Raw genomic sequence first — 21,138 nt, 5'->3', positions numbered from 1 at the left:
CCTCCGAGCGTACGAGCGCCCACCGACATCCCCGGCGATCGCCTCAGCCGAGCACGGTGCCGTGCGCGCCTCAGCCGAGCACGGCCCCGTCCGCGCCTCAGCCGAGCACGGTGCCGTGCGCTGCGAACGGCTCGATCCGCTCGATCTCCTCGTTCGTGAGCGGCGCGGCGTCGAGCGCGGCGACGTTCTGCTCGAGCTGCGCGACGCTCGACGCGCCGATGAGGGCGCTCGCCACGAGCGGCTGCCGCAGCACCCACGACAGCGCGAGCTGTGCGAGCGACTGCCCGCGCTCGCGGGCGATCGCGTCGAGTGCGCGCGCCCGTTCGAGGTACTCGGCGCTGATGCGCTCCGCCGGGAGGAAGTGGCTCGTCGCCGCGCGCGATCCTGCCGGCACCTCGCCGCCGAGATAGCGGTCGGTCAGGAGCCCCTGCGCGAGCGGCGAGAACACGATGCTCGCCGCGCCGACCTCTTCGAGCGCGGGGAAGAGTCCGTCCTCGATGCGACGGTCGAACATCGAGTAGCGCGGCTGGTGGATGAGCAGCGGCACCCCCTCGGCGGCGAGCGCTGCGGCCGCGGCGCGCGTCTCGTCGGGGTCGTAGTTCGAGATGCCGACGTAGAGCGCCTTGCCCTGGCGGACGGCCGTCGCGAGCGCGCCCATCGTCTCCTCGATGGGGGTCTCGGGGTCGGGGCGGTGCGAGTAGAAGACGTCCACGTAGTCGAGGCCCAGCCTGCCGAGGCTCTGGTCGAGCGAGGCGAGCAGGTACTTGCGCGATCCCCACTCGCCGTACGGCCCGGGCCACATGTCGTAGCCGGCCTTCGTTGAGACGATCAGTTCGTCGCGGTAGGGCGCGAGGTCGCTCGCGAGCAGCCGCCCGAAGTTCTCCTCCGCCGAGCCCGGAGGCGGACCGTAGTTGTTCGCGAGGTCGAAGTGGGTGATGCCGAGGTCGAAGGCGCGGCGCACGATCGCGCGCTGCCTGTCGAGCGGGCGGTCGTGTCCGAAGTTGTGCCAGAGCCCGAGCGAGAGGGCGGGCAGCTTGAGGCCGCTGCGGCCCACTCGGTTGTAGCGCATGCGGTCGTAGCGGTCGGTGGCGGCGGTGTACGGCATTCCGACACTCTACGACGCGACTCCTCCTCGACAGGGCGGCGAACGCGAGCTGCTCCCACAGTTCGGCGCGCAGGGGGCCGGATGCCACGCGCCCGAGCCGACCATGGGTGCACGTGGTTCCGGGGCGGTGTCCGGCACGAGGCCGTCCCGGAGCCACGAGTCGCCGATCCGCGGCGGCGCACGAGCGAGGAGATCCACATGAGCGACACCATCACCGTGACCGGCGTCGTCGGCACCGACCCCCAGCAGCACGTGACGGGCGACGGACTCGTCATCACGTCCTTCCGCGTCGCGTCGACGAGGCGCTACTTCGACCGGGCCAAGGGCGAGTGGGCCGACGGCGAGACGAACTGGTACGGCGTCTCGGCGTTCCGCCAGCTCGCCCGCAACGCGAGTCTCTCGATCCGCAAGGGGCAGCGCGTCATCGTGCAGGGGCGCCTCAGGCAGCGGGCGTGGGAGACGGCGACGAAGTCGGGCACCTCGGTGGACATCGAGGCGGACGCGATCGGTCACGACCTCGCGTGGTGCGTGAGCACCTACGCGCGCGTGCAGTCGCAGAAGCCCGGGCAGCAGGGCGAGGTCGAGGGCGAGCCTGCGACGAGCGGATCCGACGGCTTCGCGGGCGACGGCGAGGCCGTGATGCCCTCCTGGGCCGAGGCAGCGTCCGAGGTCGACGCCGAGCACGCCGGCGACGAAGCGGTCGACGCCCTGCACGAGGCATCCGGCCTCGCGCTCGCCGCCCGATTCTGACCGCCGGGCGGGCTCGATCGCCCGATCCGAGGGGCGTCGAACGCCTAGACTCGGCTCGGGCGGTCGACACCGCGGTGAGGGGAAGCATGGCACGGCGGCACAGGTCCACGGCGGCGCTCGCGCTCGCCGCAGCGGCCCTCACCCTCGGGCTCGCCGGGTGCAGCCTGTTCGGCGGGGGAGCGCCCGATCCCTCGGCTTCGGGTGATCCGTCGGCGAGCGACACTCCTGCGCCGACGGCGCCGGCCGCATCGCTCGAGCTTCGACCCGAGCTGTCGGCGTCCGAGAACCTCGCCTTCTTCGATTCGGTGAACGCCGCGGTCGTCGCCGCGAACGCCGAGGCAGGGGGACGTGCCTTCATCGACGCGCTCGTCGCCGCGGGTTTCGACAAGGCGACGATGGAGGTGAGCTCCGACCTGACGACCGAGGGCAAGGCCGCCGACTCGGTGCAGTTCGCGGTGCGATTCCAGGACGAGTGCCTCGTCGGCCAGTATGGCCCTGCGTCGGGCGGGTACCACGGCGCGGTCCGACCGCTGCTCGGCACGGGCGACTGTCTCGTCGGCGAGACGCGCCCCATAGACTGGTAGGCGATACCGCAGGCCGCGTCCGGCCGCTTCCGCATGGGGTTCTAGGGAAAATCTTGGCTGATTACATTTACTCGATGGTTCGCGCGCGCAAGGCCGTGGGCGACAAGGTCATCCTCGACGACGTGACGATGGCGTTCCTGCCGGGCGCGAAGATCGGCGTCGTCGGCCCGAACGGCGCCGGCAAGTCGACGATCCTGAAGATCATGGCGGGCCTCGACCAGCCGTCGAACGGCGAGGCGAAGCTCACTCCCGGCTACTCGGTCGGCATCCTCATGCAGGAGCCCGTGCTCGACGAGTCGAAGACCGTCCTCGAGAACGTGCAGGAGGGCGTGGGGCCGATCAAGGCCAAGCTCGACCGCTTCAACGAGATCTCGATGCTGATGGCCGAGCCCGACGCCGACTTCGACGCGCTCCTCGCGGAGATGGGCACGCTGCAGGAGGAGATCGACGCGGCCGACGCGTGGGACCTCGACTCGCAGCTCGAGCAGGCGATGGACGCACTGCGCTGCCCCCCGGGCGACGAGCAGGTCTCCGTCCTCTCGGGCGGTGAGAAGCGCCGAGTCGCGCTCTGCAAGCTGCTGCTGCAGAAGCCCGACCTCCTGCTCCTCGACGAGCCCACCAACCACCTCGACGCCGAGAGCGTGCTCTGGCTCGAGCAGCACCTCGCCAAGTACCCCGGCGCCGTGCTCGCCGTCACCCACGACCGGTACTTCCTCGACCACGTCGCCGAGTGGATCTGCGAGGTCGACCGCGGTCGCCTCTACCCCTACGAGGGCAACTACTCGACCTACCTCGAGAAGAAGCAGGAGCGACTCACCGTCCAGGGCAAGAAGGACGCGAAGCTCGCGAAGCGCCTGAAGGAAGAGCTCGAGTGGGTCCGCTCGAACGCGAAGGGCCGCCAGGCGAAGTCGAAGGCACGTCTCGCCCGCTACGAGGAGATGGCGTCGGAGGCCGAGCGCACGCGCAAGCTCGACTTCGAGGAGATCCAGATCCCCGCGGGTCCGCGCCTCGGCGACATCGTGCTCGAGGTCAAGAACCTCAAGAAGGGCTTCGGCGACCGCGTGCTCATCGACGGGCTCAGCTTCTCGCTGCCCCGCAACGGCATCGTCGGCATCATCGGCCCGAACGGCGTCGGCAAGACGACGCTGTTCAAGACCATCGTCGGCCTCGAGCCGAGCGACGGCGGCTCGGTGAAGATCGGCGAGACCGTGCAGATCTCCTACGTCGACCAGACCCGCGGCGGCATCGACCCGAACAAGTCGCTCTGGGAGGTCGTGTCCGACGGGCTCGACTACATCCAGGTCGGCAAGACGGAGGTGCCGAGCCGCGCCTACGTCTCGACCTTCGGCTTCAAGGGTCCCGACCAGCAGAAGCGCGCCGGCATCCTGTCGGGCGGTGAGCGCAACCGTCTGAACCTCGCGCTCACCCTCAAGCAGGGCGGCAACCTGCTGCTCCTCGACGAGCCCACCAACGACCTCGACGTCGAGACCCTCTCGAGCCTCGAGAACGCGCTGCTCGAGTTCCCCGGCTGCGCCGTGGTGATCACCCACGACCGGTGGTTCCTCGACCGGATCGCGACCCACATCCTCGCCTACGAGGGCACCGAGGAGAACCCGTCGAACTGGCACTGGTTCGAGGGCAACTTCGAGGCCTACGAGGCGAACAAGGTCGAGCGCCTCGGCGCCGACGCCGCGAAGCCGCACCGCTCGACCTACCGCAAGCTCACGCGAGACTGACATGCGCCTGCACGTGCCCACCCCGCTCCGGTGGAGCGACCTCGACGCCTACGGGCACGTGAACAACGCCCGGATGCTGAGCCTCCTCGAGGAGGCTCGCATCCAGGCGTTCTGGGTGAACGACGACGGCACCGCCGAGCACGCGGTCGGCGCGTCGACGGCGGTCATCGACGCGAACCCGGGCTCCACGACGATCACGCTGATCGCCCGCCAGGAGATCGAGTACCTCGCACCGATTCCGTACCAGCGTCTGCCGCTCGACATCGAGCTGTGGATCGGGCACATGGGCGGTGCGAGCCTCGAGGTCTGCTACGAGGTGTTCTCGCCCGCGGGCGTCGACCCGCGCGTGCGCTACACGCGGGCGAGCACCACGATCGTGCTCGTCGACGCCGCGACGAACCGGCCCCGCCGCATGAACGACGCCGAGCGCGACGCCTGGACGCCGTACGTCGAGGACCCGATCCGGTTCCGTCGGAGCTGAGCGTCGACGTCGACGCTGCTCGCGTCGCCGTGCTCAGTCGTCGAGCGGTGTCTCGCTGAACGAGCCCTCCCACACGGCGCGAGTCCCGGCCTCGCCGATGCGCACGAGGGTCCAGGTCGAACCGACCGCGACCCCGAGCGCCGCGACGGTGAGGAGCGCCGCGACGCCGATCCGGAGTCCGCGCGACGACGGAGGCGGCGCCTCGCCGTCGGACGTCGCGGCCTCGGAATGGTCGCCTGACGCTGCTCGCGTGCCTCGCCGCGCGAGCGCGCGCTCGTACAGCGCCCACACCGCGATGAGTACCGCGACCACGACGATCGCGATGAGCCAGGGCGTGAGCTCGTCGCCCATCCCAGTGTGCTCCTCGATGAGGGGAGCCTCGGGTACGCGCTCCTTGAGCCACTCGCCGGCCTCGACGGTGACGAGGCCGAGCGGCACGAGGAGCGCCGCCCCGATGAGCGCGGGCAGCCAGAGCACGCGACGCGCGGCCGGCCAGACGGCGAGCACGACCAGCAGCGTGGCCACGAGCGGGGTCAGCACGATGAGGGCGTGCACGAGGAGCACGTGCAGCGGGAGTCCCGCGAAGCTGTAGTCCATCTCCAGCGCCGGGCTCAGGAGGCCGTCACGATCCGGTCGCCCGAGACGGCGACGGCGATGGGAGTCAGCGGGTCGAGCGCCGGTCCGTTCAGGACCTCGCCGGTGGCGGCTTCGAAGATCGATCCGTGACACGGGCAGTGGAACTCGGCACCGGCGGCGGCGACCACGCACTGCTGGTGGGTGCAGATCGCACTGAACGCGACCACCTGACCTGCCGTCGGCTGCGCGATGAGGGCCGGTTCGCCGTCGATCGTCGCGTCGATGCTGCCGCCGACGGGCACGTCGGCGAGTGCGCCGACGTCGCCGCCGAGGGCGGGGGCGTCAGGAGCGGGCGTCGCCGCGGAGGTGGCGTCGTCGGGCTCCACGGTCGGCGTGATGCTCGGGCTCGCACTGCCGCCCGGGTCATCCGCGGCGCAGGCGGCCAGGGTGAGTGCGCTGCCGACCGCACCGACCGAACCGATGGTGAGCAGTGCGCGTCGCGTGAGATCGCTGGGTTCCGTCATCGCCGAACTCCTTGCCCCCGGAGGCGCCGTGGTGCGCCCACTGCCCCCATTGTGGGGCACGGGCGCGCGCAGCACCCGCATTGCACAGGATTCGTTCAGTCGCGCGGTGCGGGCACCCGCACCATGCCCTCCTGGGCGACGCTCGCGACGAGCACGCCGTCGCGCGTGTAGATGCGGCCGAGCGAGAGCCCGCGGCCGCCGCTCGCCGACGGCGACTCCTGCACGTAGAGGAGCCACTCGTCGACGCGGGCGTCGCGGTGCCACCACATGGCGTGGTCGAGGCTCGCGACCTTGAGGCCGGGCGTCGCCCAGGCGATGCCGTGGGCGCGGAGCACCGGCTCGAGGATCGAGTAGTCGCTCGCGTAGGCGAGGGCGGCGCGGTGCTGCTTGGGGTCGTCGGGGAGGCGGCCGAACGCCTTCATCCAGACCGCCTGGTGCGGCGAGCGTTCGCCGTCGACCGAGAGGTAGATGGGGGAGGGGACGTGGCGCACGTCGAAGGCGCGCTCGTTCGACCAGTAGCGGGCGACGTCGTGGTCGAACTTGCCGAGCACGTCGGCCGTGGACGGCAGCGACTCGGGGTCGGGGAGCCCTTCGGGCATCGCGAGCTGGTGCTCGACGCCGTCGTCCTCGGTCTGGAACGACGCGATGAGGGAGAGGATCGGCTCGCCGTGCTGGTACGCCTGCGTGCGACGGGTCGAGAACGAGCGGCCGTCGTGGATGCGGTCGACGGAGAACGTGATGGGGTGCTTGACGTCGCCCGGCCGCAGGAAGTAGCCGTGCATCGAGTGGATATTGCGATCCTCGGGCACGGTGTGGAGCGCGGCGACGATCGACTGGGCGAGCACCTGCCCGCCGAAGACGCGGCCGAGCGGCATCCACTGCGAGGGCCCGGTGAAGATGTCCTCCGTGGTGCGGGCGCCGGTGTCGGTGAGATTCAGGGTGCTCAGCAGGCCGTCGATCGGTCCGTTCATCGTTCCTCCGTGTCGGTGGCGGTCGCAGCCGGCGCCCGGGAACGCGGGTCAGCCGGAACATCCCCGCCCACTTGGTAGTTTAGACAGCAGATGGTTCAGCAAATCACGCTCGCCGACAGCCTGTCGCTCGGCGACCTGCACACGTATCTGCAACGCGCCGCCCGAGTCGAAGACGGGGCCGTGCGTCTCATCGCGGGCTCCGGAATCCTCGCCGTGTACACGGCGATCCTCTACCCCCGCGGCATCCTCGACGAGAGCCCCACGGTGCTCGGCCTCCGCACCTTCGCGCTGGCCGACACCGAGGAGTTCGACTCGGTCGTCCCGATGCGCTCGCTCGTCGAGCGCATCGTGCGCGCCCGCGGCGAGCTCGGCGAGGGGGAGGATTCGCGGCCGGTCTCGATGTCGCGCCCGCCCGAGGTGAACACCGTCACCTGGGCGGGCATCTCGCCGCCGCGAGGCGGCTGGCGCCCGCTCGGTGAGGCGGATGCCTCGCTGCTCGAGTCCGCGGCCAGGACCGGCATCGACGAGGTCGCCGAGGCGATCCCCGCGGGCACGGGCGAGCAGCTCGTGCAGCGCGTGCGCTCCGAGGTGTGGGGCCGCGGCGTCGAGGGCGTCGAGTACGTGCCGACCGGCGCTGCGTTCGCCGCGTTCAGCCTGGGGTTCCTGGGCGACGACCCCGTGCAGCTGTTCGAGACCGGCCCGTGGACGCGGCTGAGCTCGCGCCGCGGGCACGTGCTCGTGCGGCGCAAGCCCTGGACGCTCAAGGCCTAGCGTTCAGCCCCGGGCGATCGCCCGCCCCGCCGCACGGCCCGTGAAGAGGCATCCGCCGAGGAAGGTGCCCTCGAGCGCGCGATACCCGTGTACGCCGCCGCCCCCGAAGCCCGACGCCTCGCCGACGGCGTAGAGCCCGGGGACGGGCGCGCCGTCGGCGCCGAGGGCGCGCGAGTCGAGGTCGGTCTGGATTCCGCCGAGGCTCTTGCGGGTGAGGATGTGCAGCTTCACCGCGATGAGCGGCCCCGCCGCCTCGTCGAGGATGCGGTGCGGCGTCGCCACCCGGATGAGCTTGTCGCCGCGGTAGTTCCGGGCACCGCGGACGGCCGTGACCTGGAGGTCTTTCGAGAACTCGTTGTCGATCTCGCGGTCGCGGGCGATGATCTCGCGTTCGATGTTCGCGGTGTCGAGCGGGGCCTCGGGGGAGAGGGCGCGCATCCGTTCGAGGAGTTCGTCGAGCGAGTCGGCGACGATGAAGTCGACGCCGTGCTCCTTGAACGCCTCGACCGGGGCCGGTGCACCGGGCCGCACGCGCTGCGCGAGGAGCTTCAGGTCCTTGCCGGTGAGGTCGGGGTTCTGCTCGCTGCCCGAGAGTGCGAACTCCTTCTCGATGATCTTCTGCGTGAGCACGAACCACGAGTGACCGTGCCCGGTCGCCATGAGGTGCTCGAGGGTGCCGAGCGTGTCGAACCCGGGGAACAGCGGGGCCGGCAGCCGTCGGCCCTCGGCGTCGAACCACAGCGACGACGGCCCCGGCAGGATCCGGATGCCGTGCAGCGGCCACACCGGGCTCCAGTTCGTGATGCCCTCGGTGTAGTGCCACATGCGGTCGCCGTTCACGAGACGGGCTCCGGATGCTTCGGCGATGCCGAGCATCCGCCCGTCGACGTGCGCGGGCACGCCCGAGAGCATCTCTGCGGGCGGGGTGCCGAGCCGTTCGGGCCAGGCCGCGCGCACGAGCTCGTGGTTGCCGCCGATGCCGCCCGAGGCGACGACCACGGCGGGCGCCCGGAGCTCGAAGTCGCCGACCTCCTCGCGGTTCGAGGCCTCGCCGCGCCCGGCGTCGTCGGGGGCGAGCACGGCCCCGCGCACGCCGACCACCGCACCCTGCTCGACGATGAGCTCGTCGACGCGGTGGCGGTGGCGGAACTCGACGAGCCCGGCCGCCTCACCCGCCTTGACGCGGGCGATGAACGGGGCCAGCACGCCCGGGCCGGTGCCCCAGGTGATGTGGAAGCGGGGCACCGAGTTGCCGTGCCCCATCGCCTTGCCCGCCCCGCGTTCGGCCCACCCCACGACGGGGAAGAAGCGCACGCCCTTCTCGCGGAGCCAGGCCCGCTTCTCACCGGCGGCGAACTCGAGGTACGCCTCGGCCCAGCGCCTGCCCCACTCGTCCTCGTCGCGGTCGAAGCCCGCGGTGCCCTCCCAGTCCTGACGGGCGAGCTCGAGCGAGTCCTTCACGCCCATGCGGCGCTGTTCGGGCGAGTCGACGAGGAAGAGTCCGCCGAACGACCAGTGCGCCTGGCCGCCGAGGCTCGCCTCGGGCTCCTGTTCGACGATGACGACCCTGCGGCCCGCCTCGACGAGTTCGGACGCTGCGACGAGGCCGGCGAGGCCGGCGCCGACGATGATCGCATCGGGGGTGGGTGCTGCAACTGCCACAGGGACTCCTTCGTCGCTTCGGGTGGTGGCGCTCCGGGTCAGTCGTCGAAGGTGTTCACCATCGCGAACGCGGCCCGCTGGAGATAATCCCACAGAGTCTCCTCCGCGAGGGGAGGAAGTTCGAGCGAATCGACCGCGGTGCGCATGTGCGCGAGCCAACGGTCGCGCGCGTCGGGGTTCACCTTGAACGGCTGGTGGCGCAGACGCAGGCGCGGGTGGCCGCGCTCCTCGCCGTACGTCGTGGGGCCGCCCCAGTACTGCTCGAGGAACAGCTGCAGGCGACGCGCGGCCGGCTCCAGGTCCTCCTCGGGGTACATCGGCTTCAGCACGGGGTCGTCGGCGACGCCGCGGTAGAACTCCGCCGTGAGCTTCTCGAAGGTCGCGCTGCCGCCGACCTGCTCGTAGAACGACTGGATCTCGGTCATGCGTCGCCTCCGTCGGGCGTGGTCGGCGGCTTCTGCGTCTTCTGCTGCGTCTTCGGCTTCGACGTCGGGGGAGTCGTCGGGGGAGCCGCCGGGGGAGTCGTCTGCGGCTTCTGGGCGGTCGGCAGCTTCGCGGTCGGGTTCGCCTCGATCGTCGCGCCGGTGGTGCGCGGCGCGCGCGGCGCCCGGTTCTTCGACTTCTTGGCTGCGGCGTTCGCGATGGCCGCGTCCGAACCGGGAACGACCGTGTTCGGCGAGGTTCGCGGCGGCTTCGCGCCCTTGACGCGGGTGGCGCCGTCGAAGCCCGAGAGCACGACGCTCGCGAGGCTCGGAAGCTTGAGGTCCATGGCGTCGAGCGCGTGCTTGAGGCGCATGCGCAGTTCGCGGGCCACGTCGTCCTTCGCGGAGGAGCGCACCTTCATCACGACCCGCAGCACCATGGCGTCGGCGGAGATCGACTCGAGGCCCCAGACCTCGGGCTTCTCGATCACGCGCGAACGCCACTTGCTCGAATGCGCCATCTCGGTCGCGGTGCGCAGGAGCTCGGTCTCGACGGTCTCGACGTCGGCGTCGTAGGGCACCGCGAGGTCGATGATGACCCGCGCCCAGCCCTGCGACATGTTGCCGACCCGGAGGATCTCGCCGTTGCGCACGAACCAGAGCGTGCCGTTGACGTCGCGCACCGTCGTGATGCGGATGCGGACCTCCTCGACGATGCCCGTCGCAGGGCCGAGGTCGACGACGTCGCCGACGCCGAGCTGGTCCTCCACGACCATGAACAGGCCGTTGAGCGCGTCCTTGACGATGTTCTGGGCACCGAAACCGAGGCCGGCGCCGACGGCGGCGGTCAGGAGCGCGAAGGACCCGAGGATCTGGTCGTTGATGGTCGTGACGATGAGCAGCACGACGACCACGAAGAGCGTCACGTTGACGATGTTCGTGAGCACCGTGCCGAGCGTGCGGGTGCGCTGCACGACGCGCACGGCCGCGAGCGGCGAGGCCTGCAGGGCCTGGGTGTCGGTGACGTCCTGCTTCTTCTTGACGCCCGTGACGATCTGCTTGACGACCCGCTCGATGACGAAGTGCAGCACCCATCGGATCAGCAGGGCGATCGCGATGATCATGACGATCGAGATCAGCTTGCCGAGCATGACGTCCCAGTTGTCGGACCAGTACGTGGCGATGCCCGTCCAGAAATCAGGGGTGACCGGGTTGTCCGCGTCCTCGGGTGGGGGCGTCTCCTCAAAACCGAACATGCTGCGCAAGTTTACTGAGCCCCACCCGAGAGCTCGCTGGCATCGCGTTCGCGTGCCGCGAGCGCACGGTCGAGCTCGGCGAGGTGCTCCGAGACGATGCGGTGCATCGACGCGGGCTCGGGGTGGCTCGCGAGCCAGGTGCGCGTGGTCTCGGCGAGCTCTGCGTCGACGACCGGCGTCGGGAAGAGCCTCGTCGAGAGGATCGCCGCCATGTTGTACGAGCGCTCGGCCCAGACGCCCGGCATCGCCGCGAGGTACTCGCCCGCGACGCTCGCGAGCAGCGCCGGGTCGTTCGTGCGGCGCCAGCCCTCGGCGATCGCCCTCGCCAGGTCGTTCGAGAGACCCGTGTCGGTCATGGCGCGCCGCCACGCGGCATCCTTCACCGCCTGGTCGGGGCGCGCAGCTCGCGCCGTCTCGGCGAGCTGCCGGCCCTTCGCGGTGTCGTCGTCGGCGAGGGCCGCAGCGATCTCGGTCTCGATGTCGGCCTCGTCGGCCGCGCCGAGCGCCGCACGGGCGATCACGAGCTCCCAGCGCAGGTCGAGGTCGACCTCGAGCCCGTCGAGCGCGATCGTGCCCTCGAGGAGGCTGCCGAGCACGTCGCCGTGCGCGGGCGTCGTCGCGAGGCGTGTGAAGGCCTTCACGAACTGCAGCTGCCCGTCGGACCCGGCCGGGGCGAGCTCGGCGAGCGCCCAGATCGCGTCGCCCGCCTCGGCGGCGAGGTGTTCGCGGTGCTCGTCGGCGAGGTAGCGGCCGAGCGCGAGCTCGAGGCGGCCGAGCGCGAGCCCGCGCGCCGAGGACTGCGTCTCGTGCCCGATGGAGCCGAGCACGAGGCGCACGAAGGCGGCGGCCGGAAGCTCGGCATCGCGCACCGCGTCCCAGGCGGAGCCGAGCACGACGGCACGTGCGACGGGATCGGGGAGCTCGGCGAGGTGCTCCACAGCGGTCGCGAAGGAGCGCTCGTCGAGGCGCACCTTGGCGTACGTGAGGTCGTCGTCGTTCACGAGGAGGAGATCGGGCATCGCGAGCCCGACGAGCTCGGGGAGCTCGGTGCGGGCGCCGTCGACGTCGAGCTCGAAGCGGAAGACGCGCTCGAGGCCGGCCTCCCCGCGCGAGTAGCCGCCGATCGCGAGACGGTGCGGGCGCAGGGTCGGATGGGCCGGAGCCGCCGTCTGCTCGAGGTGCGCCGCCGTGATCGTGCCCGACGCATTCACATCGACGATCGCGCGCAGCGTGTTGACCCCGGCCGTCTCGAGCCAGAGCTCGGACCAGCGGGTCAGTTCGCGGCCGCTCGCCCGCTCGAGCTCGCCGAGCAGGTCGCGGAGCGTCGCGTTGCCGCCCGAGTTCGCCGCGAGGTACGCGCCCACGCCGCGCTGGAACGCGTCGAGCCCCACCCACGCGACGAGCTGCTTCAGCACGGAGGCGCCCTTGTCGTAGGTGATGGCGTCGAAGTTCACCTCGACGTCTTCCAGGTCGCGGATCTCGGCGACGATGGGGTGCGTCGAGGGCAGCTGGTCCTGTTCGGCGGCGTGCGTCTTCTCGTCGTTGGCGAACGTCGCCCAGACGCCGGTGAACTCGGTCACCTGCGAGGTCGCGAGGGTCGACGCCCACGTCGCGAACGACTCGTTGAGCCACAGGTCGTTCCACCACTTCATCGTCACCGAGTTGCCGAACCACATGTGGCTGAGCTCGTGCAGCACGACGATCGCGCGCTGCTCGCGGCGGGCGTCCGAGACGCGGGAGCGGAACAGGTAGCCCTCGTTGAAGGTCACCGCGCCGACGTTCTCCATCGCGCCCCAGTTGTACTCGGGCACGAAGATCTGGTCGTACTTGCCGTAGGGGTACGGCACGCCGAAGGCGTTCTCGTAGAACGCGAGGCCCGCCTGGACCGTGCCGAACATCATCTCGGGGTCGGCGTACTCGGCGAGCGAGGCGCGGGTGAAGAGGCCCAGAGGCACCTCGCGGCCGTCGACGCTCGACGCGGTGCCGTGCCAGCTCGCGTAGGGGCCGGCGATGATCGCGACGATGTAGCTCGAGATGACCGGGCCGGTCTCGAAGGCCCAGGTGGCGCGGCCGGATGCCTCGGGGCCGGCGACCGGCTCGGGCGAGGGCGCGTTCGACAGCACGCTCCAGTGCGCGGGCGCCGTGATCGTGAAGCGCACGCCCGCCTTCAGGTCGGGCTGGTCGAAGACGGCGTACACGCGGTTCGCCTCGGCGACGGCGAACTCGGTGTACAGGTACGCCTCGCCGTCGACGGGGTCGACGAAGCGGTGCAGGCCCTCGCCGCTGTTCGTGTAGCGGGCGTCGGCGACGACCCGCAGCTCGTTCGAGGCGGCGAGCCCGTCGAGCCTGATGCGGGTGCCGTCGCTCACCACGGCGGGGTCGAGCGCGGTACCGTTCAGCACGACCTCGTGCACCCGCTCGGTGCACGCCTCGATGAAGGTCGACGCGCCCTCGACGCCCGTGAAGCGGGCCGTCGTCTCGCTGCGGAACGTCTCGCCGTCGCCGGTCAGGTCGAGCACGACCTCGTAGCTCGGGGAGCCGACGATCGCCGCCCGCTCCTCGGCTTCGACGCGGGTGAGATTGGCAGCAGGCATTGACGTCCCTTTCGTGGCGATGGCGCTCAGTAGAGCCTAGCGATCGGGCCGCACCCCGTGCCGGTAGGCGATGATGACGAGCTGCACCCGGTCGCGCGCGTCGAGCTTCTGCAGCACCCGGCCCACGTGGGTCTTCACCGTCGACTCGGAGAGGAAGAAGCGTTCGGCGAGCTCGGTGTTGTTGAGGCCCTCGGCGATCGCCTCGAGGATCTCGCGTTCGCGGGCGGTGAGTGCGTCGAGCGGGTTCGGCGCAGCTGCCGATGCGCCGGGCCCCCCTGGAGCGCCACCGGCATCCGCCGGGCTCGCCGGCAGCTCCTCGGCGAAGAGCTCGAGCATGCGCCGGGTCACGCGCGGCGACAGCGACGCCTCGCCGGCGTGCACCGTGCGGATCGCGCTCACGAGCTCGTGCGGTCGGACGTCCTTCAGGAGGAACCCGCTCGCACCAGACCGGATCGCCGAGAAGGCGTACTCGTCGAGGTCGAAGGTCGTGAGCACGATCACGCGGGTCTCGGGATGCCTCGCGCTCACCTCGGCCGTCGCCGCGATGCCGTCCATGCCGGGCATCCGCACGTCCATGAGCAGCACGTCGATCGCCGCGGTGTCGACGAGCTCGAGGGCCGCGCGCCCGTCGGCGGCCTCACCGACGACCTCGATGCCGGCCTCCGCTTCGAGCACGAGCCGGAACCCGGTGCGCACGAGCGCCTGATCGTCGACGAGGCCGACCCTGATGGGAACGGCGGGGGATTCGTGCAGGGTGCTGTTCATTCGGTGTCTTCCGTGGTCTCGTGGGGTGCGCGCGCGGGATGCCGCAGCACGGCGTGCAGGCGCCAGCCGCGGCCCGCTCGGGGCCCGGCTTCGAGGGTGCCCCCGTAGAGCGCCGCGCGCTCGCGGAGGCCCGCGAGCCCGCGGCCGGCGCCGCGGGTCGACGATCCGGGGACGTCGCCCGCGCCGGCGTGCGGAGCGTCGTCGTCGATCGTGATCTCGACCCGGTCGCCCTGGTGCTCGACCCGTACCTCGACGCGGTGCGCGCGCTCGCCGTGGCGGAGGGCGTTCGTGAGCCCCTCCTGCACGATGCGGTAGACGGCGAGCCCCGAGGCCGCGTCGTCGACGGGGGCGCCGACGGTCGTCAGCGTGACCGGCAGCCCCGTCTCGCGGAACCCCTCGACGAGCTCGGGCAGGGCGTCGAGGCCCGGTTGCGGCGCGAGCTCTGCGGGTTCGGCATCGGGGCCGGTGAGCACGCCGAGCATGCGGCGCATCTCGCCGAGCGCGTCGCGACCGGTCTCGGCGACGCTGCGCATGACCTCGGCGGCGCGGTCGGGGTCGCGGGCGACCGTTGCAGCCGATCCTTCGGCGAGGGTCACCATGACGGTGAGGCCGTGCGAGACGATGTCGTGGAGTTCGCGGGCGATGCGCGCGCGTTCGGCGACGGCGGCGAGCTGCGCCTGCTGGTCGCGTTCGCGGGCGAGGTCGTGCGCACGGGCGATGAGGGCGACGAGGTAGCGGCGCCGGTTGCCGACGGTGACGCCGATGAGGGTCGCGACGAGCAGGAGCACCGCGTACTGGGAGGCGGCCGCGGTCGCGCTGAACCCGGTGTCGGCGCTCGGGATCGCCGAGAGCTTCGCGACCCACGGCGCGAGGTACGAGGCCGCGGTCGAGACGGCGACCGAGCCGGCGAAGCCGATCCACGCCGCCTTCGTCGAGCGGTACACGCCGAGCCCGTAGAGCGCGAAGAGCATGAGGTAGACGTCGCTCGTGCCGTACGGGTACACGGTGAGGCCGAGCACCCACGCGACGACCATGACGAGCCACGGCCGCGAACGGCGGAACAGCACGAGGACGCCCGTGCCGAGGGCGACGGCGACGAGCTGCCGCACGGTCTCCCAGATCCGCGGCTGCAGGGCGTCGTTCGCCAGGAGCACGTAGCCGAGGAGCGCCGGCAGCAGGTAGATCGCCGCGATGAGGGCGTCGGTGAGCCGGGGATGCCGCGCCCAGAACTGGCGGATGACGCCAGGCGGATTCGGCAGACGCAATTCTCCCCCGACCGCCGAAGCCGGGCGGTCGGGGGAGAACGGTGCTTCCGTCATAGGCAGGACTCTACGCGTCCCGACGCTTGAGGAGCACGGATGCGCCGACGAGGGAGACCCCCACCCACGCCAGCACGACCAGGAGGCTCTGCCATGCGTTCGGACCGACGATGTCCGCGGAGTCCGCGCCGATGGCGGTGAACATCGTCATGCCCGCGCTGGAGAGCAGGTAGGGGATCATGTCGTGCGCCCAGTCGGCAGGGATGAGCTGGAGGATCGTCGGAACGAGGAGCACGAGTCCGAGCACCGCGGCGATGCCGCCGGCGCTCGAGCGGAGCATCGTGCCGACGCCGAGGGCGAAGACGGCGACGAGGGCCAGGTAGAGCGCGCCGCCGGCGAGTGCGAGGAGGGTGTCGGCCTCGAACAGGCTCGTCGAGACATCCACCCCCGCGAACACGAGGGACGAGGTGAGGAACGCGGCGAGGTTCGTGACGATGCCGACGACGAAGGTCGCGACGAAGAGCACGACCGCCTTGCCCGCGAGGGCCGGCAGACGCTTCGGCACGGCCGTGAGCGTCGAACGGATCATGCCCGTCGTGTACTCGCCGCTGATGACGAGGACGCCGAGCACGCCGACGACGAGCTGGCCGAAGTAGATGCCGAACAGCGCCGACTGCACGACGAACGAGGTCTGCTCGGCGGCGGGCACATTCGCCCCGTCCATGCCGCCGTCCATGCCGTAGGCGAAGCTGAACGACATCAGGAACGCCATGCCGAGCGAGATGGCGATGACGATGAGGTACGACCACACCGTCGAGCGGAGGCTGCGGAGCTTCACCCACTCGGAGGCGAGCACGCCGCCGAAGCTCAGCCGGGTGGTGGGCGCGGGGCGCGCCGCCTGGGCGGGCTGCGCCGGGGTGGGGGCGATGGTGGTCATCGGACGGCCTCCGTACGGTATTCGACGGCGTCGGAGGTGAGGGCCATGTAGGCCTCCTCGAGCGACGCGGTGAGCGGGGTGAGTTCGTGGATGGCGAGACCGTTGGCCGCGGCCAGGTCGCCGATGCCGGCGGCTTCGACGCCCGTCACCTCGAGCAGGCCCGCCTCCGAGCGGATCACGGCGATGTCGGGTGCGGCGAGGAGCTCCGCGAGGCGGGAGGCGTGCGGCGAACGCACGCGCACCCGGGTCTGGGTGCCGCCCGCGACGATGTCGGCGACCGGGGCGTCGGCGATGATCTCGCCGCGGCCCAGGACGATGAGGTGATCGGCGGTCTGCGCCATCTCGCTCATGAGGTGCGAGGAGAGGAACACGGTGCGACCCTCGCTCGCGAGGTGCCGCACGAACTGGCGCACCCAGAGCACGCCCTCGGGGTCGAGACCGTTGACGGGCTCGTCGAGGATGAGCGTCTGCGGGTCGCCGAGCATCGCGGCGGCGATGCCGAGCCGCTGGCCCATGCCGAGCGAGAAGCCGCCGACGCGCTTGCGGGCGACCGACTCGAGGCCGGTGAGCTCGATGACCTCGCGCACCCGGCGCTTGCCGATGCCGTGGGTGGCGGCCATGGCGAGGAGGTGGTTCTCGGCGGTGCGGCCCGTGTGCACGGCCTTCGCGTCGAGCAGGGCGCCGACCTCGTGGAGGGGCGCGCGGTGCTCGGCGTACGGCTTGCCGCCGACGGTGACTGAACCTGCGGTCGGGCGGTCGAGGCCGACGATCATGCGCATCGTGGTCGACTTGCCGGCGCCGTTCGGCCCGAGGAACCCGGTCACCTGACCAGGTCGCACGCTGAACGTGATGTCGTTGACGGCCGTCTTCTGGCCGTAGCGCTTGGTGAGCGCGGTTGCGGTGATCATGTCTTCGACGTTACGGATGCCGCGGCCTCCGGCGCGTCCGTCGCGGGAATGGTTCGGGGCGGCGGCGAGTGGTACCGGAGTACCACCCGCCGCCGCCCCGAAGAGACCGCGGTGCGACTACTGCGCGTCGCGCGCCTGCGCGGCGAGCGCGCGCTCGACGCCGGCGACGTTCTCGATCACGAGTCGGCGGAGCGCCGGTGCCGCGTCGGCGTTCGCGGCGAGCCAGGCGTGGCTCGCGTCGACGAGTTCGCGGTTCGCGAGCGTGGCGGGGTAGAGCAGCTCGACGAGCTTCTCGGCGATCGCGTAGCTGCGGGTCTTCCAGACCTCGCCGATCATGGCGAAGTAGCGCTCGACGAACGGCGCGAGCAGCGCCTGCTCGTCGGCGCGCACGAAGCCCGCGGCCGTGGTGCGCACGACCGAGTTCGTCGCGGTGTCGGCGACGACGATCGAGTCCCAGGCGCGCTGCTTGCCCTCGGCGGTCGGCGTCGCGGCGCGGGCGTGCGCCGCGGACTCCTGGCCGGTCGCGGTCTTGTCTGTGGCGAGGCGTGCGTCGATCTCGGCGTCGCCTGCGCGACCCGCGGCGACGAGCGCGATGAGCAGCTCCCAGCCGAGGTCGGTGTCGATGTCGAGACCCTCGAGCGCGATCTCACCGGCGAAGAGGCCCGCCAGCGCGTCGAGCTGCGTGCCGGCCTCGGCGAGCGAGGCGAACGCCTTCACGAACTGGAACTGGGCGTCGCTGCCGGCCGCGGCCTCCTGCGCAAGCTGCCAGAAGCCGTCGGCGAGGGTGCGACGCGCGTCGGCGCGACGCTCGGGCGCGACGTAGGAGCTCGCGGCGAGCTGCGCGTTCGCGAGGATGATGCGCAGCGTCGTCGACTCGGTCTCGCTCGCGACGTTGCCGAGGACGAGGTCGAGGTAGTCGCTCGCGCTCGTCTCGGCGTCGCGCGTGGCATCCCAGACGCTCGACCAGACGAGGGCGCGGGCCAGCGGGTCCTCGATCTTCGAGAGGTTCGCGATCGCGACGGCCTGCGACTGCTCGTCGAGTCGGATCTTCGCGTACGCGAGGTCGTCGTCGTTGAGGAGCACGAGGTCGGGGCGTGCGACACCTGCAAGCTCGGCGACGTCGGTGCGCTCGCCGTCGACGTCGAGCTCGACGCGGTGCTCGCGGACGAGCTTGCCGTCGACCAGGTTGTAGAAGCCGATCGCGAGGCGGTGGGCCCGGATGGTGGGGTAGTCGGGGTGGGCCGACTGCAGGACGGCGAACGAGGTGATCGCGCCGGAGGCATCCGTGGCGATCTCGGGGCGGAGGGTGTTGACGCCCGCGGTCTCGAGCCACTGGCCCGACCAGCCCGACAGGTCGCGGCCCGAGGCGGTCTCGAGCTCGCCGAGGAGGTCGGCGAGCGTGGTGTTGCCCCACGCGTGCTTCTTGAAGTAGGCGGAGACGCCCGCGAAGAACGCCTCGATGCCGACCCAGGCGGCGAGCTGCTTGAGGACCGAGCCGCCCTTCGCGTAGGTGATGCCGTCGAAGTTGACGAGCACGTCCTCCAGGTCGCGGATCTCGGCGGAGATGGGGTGCGTCGAGGGCAGCTGGTCCTGCCGGTACGCCCACGCCTTCTCCATCGAGTTGAAGGTGGTCCAGGCGTGCTTCCACTCGGTGGCCTCGGCGGTCGCGATGGTCGACGCCCACTCGGCGAACGACTCGTTGAGCCACAGGTCGTTCCACCACTTCATGGTGACGAGGTCGCCGAACCACATGTGCGCCAGCTCGTGCAGGATCGTGACGACGCGACGCTCCTTGATGGCGTCGGTCACCTTCGAGCGGAAGACGTACGTCTCGGTGAAGGTCACGCAGCCGGCGTTCTCCATCGCGCCGGCGTTGTACTCGGGCACGAAGAGCTGGTCGTACTTGTCGAACGGGTACGGCACGTCGAACTTGTCCTCGAAGTACTCGAAGCCCTGCTTCGTCTTCTCGAAGATGTAGTCGGCGTCGAGGTACTGCGACAGGCTCTTGCGGCTGAACACGCCGAGCGGGATCGTGCGGCCGTCGCTCGAGGTGAGCTCGTCGCGCACGACGTCGTACGGGCCGGCGACGAGCGCGGTGATGTAGCTCGACATGCGCGGCGTCGGCTCGAACGCCCACGTCGCCGTCGACACGTCGTCGGCGCGGCGACCCGACGGGTGCAGCTCGGGCTCGGGCGTCGGCTGGTTGGACACGACCTGCCAGTGCGAGGGCGCGGTCACCGTGAACTTGAACGCGGCCTTGAGGTCGGGCTGCTCGAACACGGCGAACATGCGACGCGAGTCGGGCACCTCGAACTGGGTGTACAGGTACACCTCGCCGTCGGCGGGGTCGACGAAGCGGTGCAGGCCCTCGCCCGTGTTCATGTAGCGGCCGTCGGCCTCGACGACGAGCACGTTCTGGGCTTCGAGGTTCGGCAACTGGATGCGCACGCCGTCGCTCACCTCGGCGGGGTCGAGCGCGACGCCGTTGAGGGTGACCGAGTGCACCTTCGCGGTGATCGCGTCGATGAACGTCGACGCGCCGGGGGTGGCGGCGTCGAAGCGCACGGTCGTGGTGGTCGTGAAGACCTCGGGGCCGACCGTGACGTCGAGCACGACGTCGTAGTCGTGCACCGTCACGAGCGCAGCGCGCTCCTCGGCTTCGATTCTGGTGAGGTTCTCTCCGGGCACGTGCGCTCCTTCGCAAGTATCGACGCGGCTCGTGGCCGCAGGCAACGCCTTCCAGCCTAGCCTCGCGGACCCGCGCCGGGGCATCCGCGACGCGTCGTGATTCCGACTCGTGGTCCGTGCCCCGCCCTTCATGCGTGAGAATGCAGGGAGCACCGATCACGCACCTCAGGGGAACCATGGCCTTGGAGTACCTCGGCGTCACCGCCGATGAAGAAGCCGTCTATCGCGCCCTCATGTCGCGCCCCGGCGCCCATCTCCTCGAACTCGCCGACGCCGTCGCGCTCCCGCCCGGCCGGGTCCGCATCGCCGTCGACGGGCTCGTCGACCGGGGTCTCGCCGTGCCCGGCGACGGCCACCGCTTCGCCGTGACCCCGCCCGACCTCGCGCTCGCCGCCCAGCTCGCCGAACGACGCGATCGGCTCAACCAGGCCGAACTCGCGCTCGCGGAGCTCGTCGGCACCTATCGCGCGAGCACGCTCGGCAGCAGCGAGCGCGAACTGATCGAGGTCGTCGAAGGCCCCGATGCCGTCGCCCGCCGCTTCCTGCAGCTGCAGCACTCCGCGCGCGAACGCATCGACGTCTTCGTCACCGGGCATCCGCAGGTCGTCAACAACGACAACACGGAGGAGGCGGCGGCCCTCGCCCGCGGCATCCGCACCCGTGCCATCATCGACCGCGACTTCCTCTCCGAGCCCGACGCGGTGCGCGACGCGGAGCAGTCGCTCGGCGCAGGGGTCGGGGTGCGCACGACGGCGCAGGTGCCGCTGAAGCTCATCGTCGTCGACGGCCGTTTCGCGATGCTGCCGCTCGCCGGGCGCGGCACGGGCGTCGATCCGAGCCTCGTGCTGCGCGGCGGCCCGGCGCAGCTCGCGCAGGGCCTCTTCGACGCCGTGTGGGCGAACTCGCGCCCGTTCGGCACCACGAGCGAGGAGCTCGACGCCGACGACAGCCGCATCATGCAGCTCCTCCTCGCCGGGTTCACCGACGCGGCCGTCGCGACGCAGCTCGAGACCTCGCCGCGCACCGTGCAGCGCCGCATCAGCGCGCTCATGGCGCGCGCGGAGGTGACGAGCCGGGTGCAGCTCGGCTGGCACGCGCGCGAGCACGGCTGGGGTTAGCGGGGCGGATGCCGCGTGGCCGGTCCGGCGA

19 protein-coding genes are annotated in these 21,138 nt (G+C 71.2%); 6 read left to right on the top strand and 13 right to left on the bottom strand.

Annotated features, from left to right (window positions below; translation table 11 throughout):
• Window positions 1-97: 97 nt before the first annotated feature.
• On the bottom strand, window positions 98-1,105 hold the full coding sequence (locus tag ACFVTX_RS00775; protein WP_386897200.1) for an aldo/keto reductase: 1,008 nt from the start codon (window positions 1,103-1,105) through the stop codon (window positions 98-100).
• Window positions 1,106-1,303: 198 nt separating this feature from the next.
• Here ACFVTX_RS00775 and ACFVTX_RS00770 point away from each other — a divergent pair, with 198 nt between their 5' ends.
• The 4 genes from ACFVTX_RS00770 (at window position 1,304) to ACFVTX_RS00755 (ending at window position 4,656) form a co-directional block, all read left to right on the top strand.
• On the top strand, window positions 1,304-1,855 hold the full coding sequence (locus ACFVTX_RS00770) for a single-stranded DNA-binding protein (protein ID WP_386897198.1): 552 nt from the start codon (window positions 1,304-1,306) through the stop codon (window positions 1,853-1,855).
• A gap of 86 nt (window positions 1,856-1,941) precedes the next feature.
• Entirely contained in the window at window positions 1,942-2,439 is a 498-nt protein-coding gene (locus ACFVTX_RS00765; protein WP_386897196.1) for a DUF6993 domain-containing protein, read from the top strand.
• A 53-nt stretch (window positions 2,440-2,492) separates the two neighbouring features.
• Window positions 2,493-4,175: an energy-dependent translational throttle protein EttA gene (gene ettA / locus ACFVTX_RS00760; protein ID WP_386897195.1), complete on the top strand. Its 1,683-nt coding sequence runs from the start codon at window positions 2,493-2,495 to the stop codon at window positions 4,173-4,175.
• Window position 4,176: 1 nt separating this feature from the next.
• Window positions 4,177-4,656: an acyl-CoA thioesterase gene (locus ACFVTX_RS00755; protein WP_386897194.1), complete on the top strand. Its 480-nt coding sequence runs from the start codon at window positions 4,177-4,179 to the stop codon at window positions 4,654-4,656.
• 33 nt (window positions 4,657-4,689) lie between these two features.
• Here ACFVTX_RS00755 and ACFVTX_RS00750 read toward each other — a convergent pair whose 3' ends face one another.
• The 3 genes from ACFVTX_RS00750 to ACFVTX_RS00740 all read right to left on the bottom strand — a co-directional run bounded on the left by ACFVTX_RS00750 (window position 4,690) and on the right by ACFVTX_RS00740 (window position 6,727).
• The gene (locus ACFVTX_RS00750; protein ID WP_386897192.1) at window positions 4,690-5,253 is read right to left on the bottom strand and encodes a hypothetical protein; all 564 of its coding nucleotides are present in this window, start codon (window positions 5,251-5,253) and stop codon (window positions 4,690-4,692) included.
• A 14-nt stretch (window positions 5,254-5,267) separates the two neighbouring features.
• A complete protein-coding gene (locus ACFVTX_RS00745) occupies window positions 5,268-5,756 on the bottom strand; it encodes a Rieske (2Fe-2S) protein (protein ID WP_386897190.1) in 489 nt (162 codons plus the stop codon).
• 95 nt (window positions 5,757-5,851) lie between these two features.
• Window positions 5,852-6,727 (bottom strand): acyl-CoA thioesterase, encoded by an 876-nt coding sequence (locus ACFVTX_RS00740; RefSeq protein WP_386897189.1) that lies wholly within the window; start codon window positions 6,725-6,727, stop codon window positions 5,852-5,854.
• A 90-nt stretch (window positions 6,728-6,817) separates the two neighbouring features.
• On the opposite strand from ACFVTX_RS00740, the gene ACFVTX_RS00735 reads away from it, so the two are divergent.
• Window positions 6,818-7,498, top strand: a complete 681-nt coding sequence (locus ACFVTX_RS00735) for a hypothetical protein (RefSeq protein WP_386897187.1) — start codon at window positions 6,818-6,820, stop codon at window positions 7,496-7,498.
• A gap of 3 nt (window positions 7,499-7,501) precedes the next feature.
• On the opposite strand, the gene ACFVTX_RS00730 is transcribed toward ACFVTX_RS00735, so the two are convergent.
• The 9 genes from ACFVTX_RS00730 to pepN (ACFVTX_RS00690) form a co-directional block, all read right to left on the bottom strand.
• On the bottom strand, window positions 7,502-9,160 hold the full coding sequence (locus ACFVTX_RS00730; protein WP_386897185.1) for an FAD-binding dehydrogenase: 1,659 nt from the start codon (window positions 9,158-9,160) through the stop codon (window positions 7,502-7,504).
• Between the two features lie 38 nt (window positions 9,161-9,198).
• On the bottom strand, window positions 9,199-9,585 hold the full coding sequence (locus ACFVTX_RS00725; protein WP_386897184.1) for a globin: 387 nt from the start codon (window positions 9,583-9,585) through the stop codon (window positions 9,199-9,201).
• On the bottom strand, window positions 9,582-10,838 hold the full coding sequence (locus ACFVTX_RS00720) for a mechanosensitive ion channel family protein (RefSeq protein ID WP_386897182.1): 1,257 nt from the start codon (window positions 10,836-10,838) through the stop codon (window positions 9,582-9,584). Before ACFVTX_RS00720 ends, ACFVTX_RS00725 begins: the two co-directional genes overlap by 4 nt.
• A gap of 11 nt (window positions 10,839-10,849) precedes the next feature.
• The gene (gene pepN, locus ACFVTX_RS00715; RefSeq protein ID WP_386897180.1) at window positions 10,850-13,432 is read right to left on the bottom strand and encodes an aminopeptidase N; all 2,583 of its coding nucleotides are present in this window, start codon (window positions 13,430-13,432) and stop codon (window positions 10,850-10,852) included.
• A gap of 36 nt (window positions 13,433-13,468) precedes the next feature.
• Window positions 13,469-14,197 (bottom strand): response regulator, encoded by a 729-nt coding sequence (locus ACFVTX_RS00710; protein ID WP_386897178.1) that lies wholly within the window; start codon window positions 14,195-14,197, stop codon window positions 13,469-13,471.
• On the bottom strand, window positions 14,194-15,516 hold the full coding sequence (locus ACFVTX_RS00705; RefSeq protein WP_386897176.1) for a sensor histidine kinase: 1,323 nt from the start codon (window positions 15,514-15,516) through the stop codon (window positions 14,194-14,196). Before ACFVTX_RS00705 ends, ACFVTX_RS00710 begins: the two co-directional genes overlap by 4 nt.
• A 10-nt stretch (window positions 15,517-15,526) precedes the next feature.
• Entirely contained in the window at window positions 15,527-16,393 is an 867-nt protein-coding gene (locus ACFVTX_RS00700) for an ABC transporter permease (RefSeq protein WP_386897174.1), read from the bottom strand.
• Entirely contained in the window at window positions 16,390-17,301 is a 912-nt protein-coding gene (locus ACFVTX_RS00695; RefSeq protein WP_386897173.1) for an ABC transporter ATP-binding protein, read from the bottom strand. The genes ACFVTX_RS00700 and ACFVTX_RS00695 overlap by 4 nt, the downstream gene beginning before the upstream one ends.
• 117 nt (window positions 17,302-17,418) lie before the next feature.
• Window positions 17,419-19,989, bottom strand: a complete 2,571-nt coding sequence (gene pepN, locus ACFVTX_RS00690; protein ID WP_386897172.1) for an aminopeptidase N — start codon at window positions 19,987-19,989, stop codon at window positions 17,419-17,421.
• A 176-nt stretch (window positions 19,990-20,165) separates the two neighbouring features.
• On the opposite strand from pepN (ACFVTX_RS00690), the gene ACFVTX_RS00685 reads away from it, so the two are divergent.
• Complete coding sequence (locus tag ACFVTX_RS00685; RefSeq protein ID WP_386897170.1) at window positions 20,166-21,107, top strand: LuxR C-terminal-related transcriptional regulator; 942 nt, start codon at window positions 20,166-20,168, stop codon at window positions 21,105-21,107.
• Window positions 21,108-21,138: the final 31 nt, after the last annotated feature.

Origin of the sequence: Agromyces sp. NPDC058136 (genome assembly GCF_042884375.1) — a bacterium.
Classification (GTDB): Bacteria; Actinomycetota; Actinomycetes; order Actinomycetales; family Microbacteriaceae; genus Agromyces.
The sequence above is the reverse complement of the archived record's forward strand: the minus strand, read 5'-3'. Positions and strand labels throughout refer to the sequence as shown.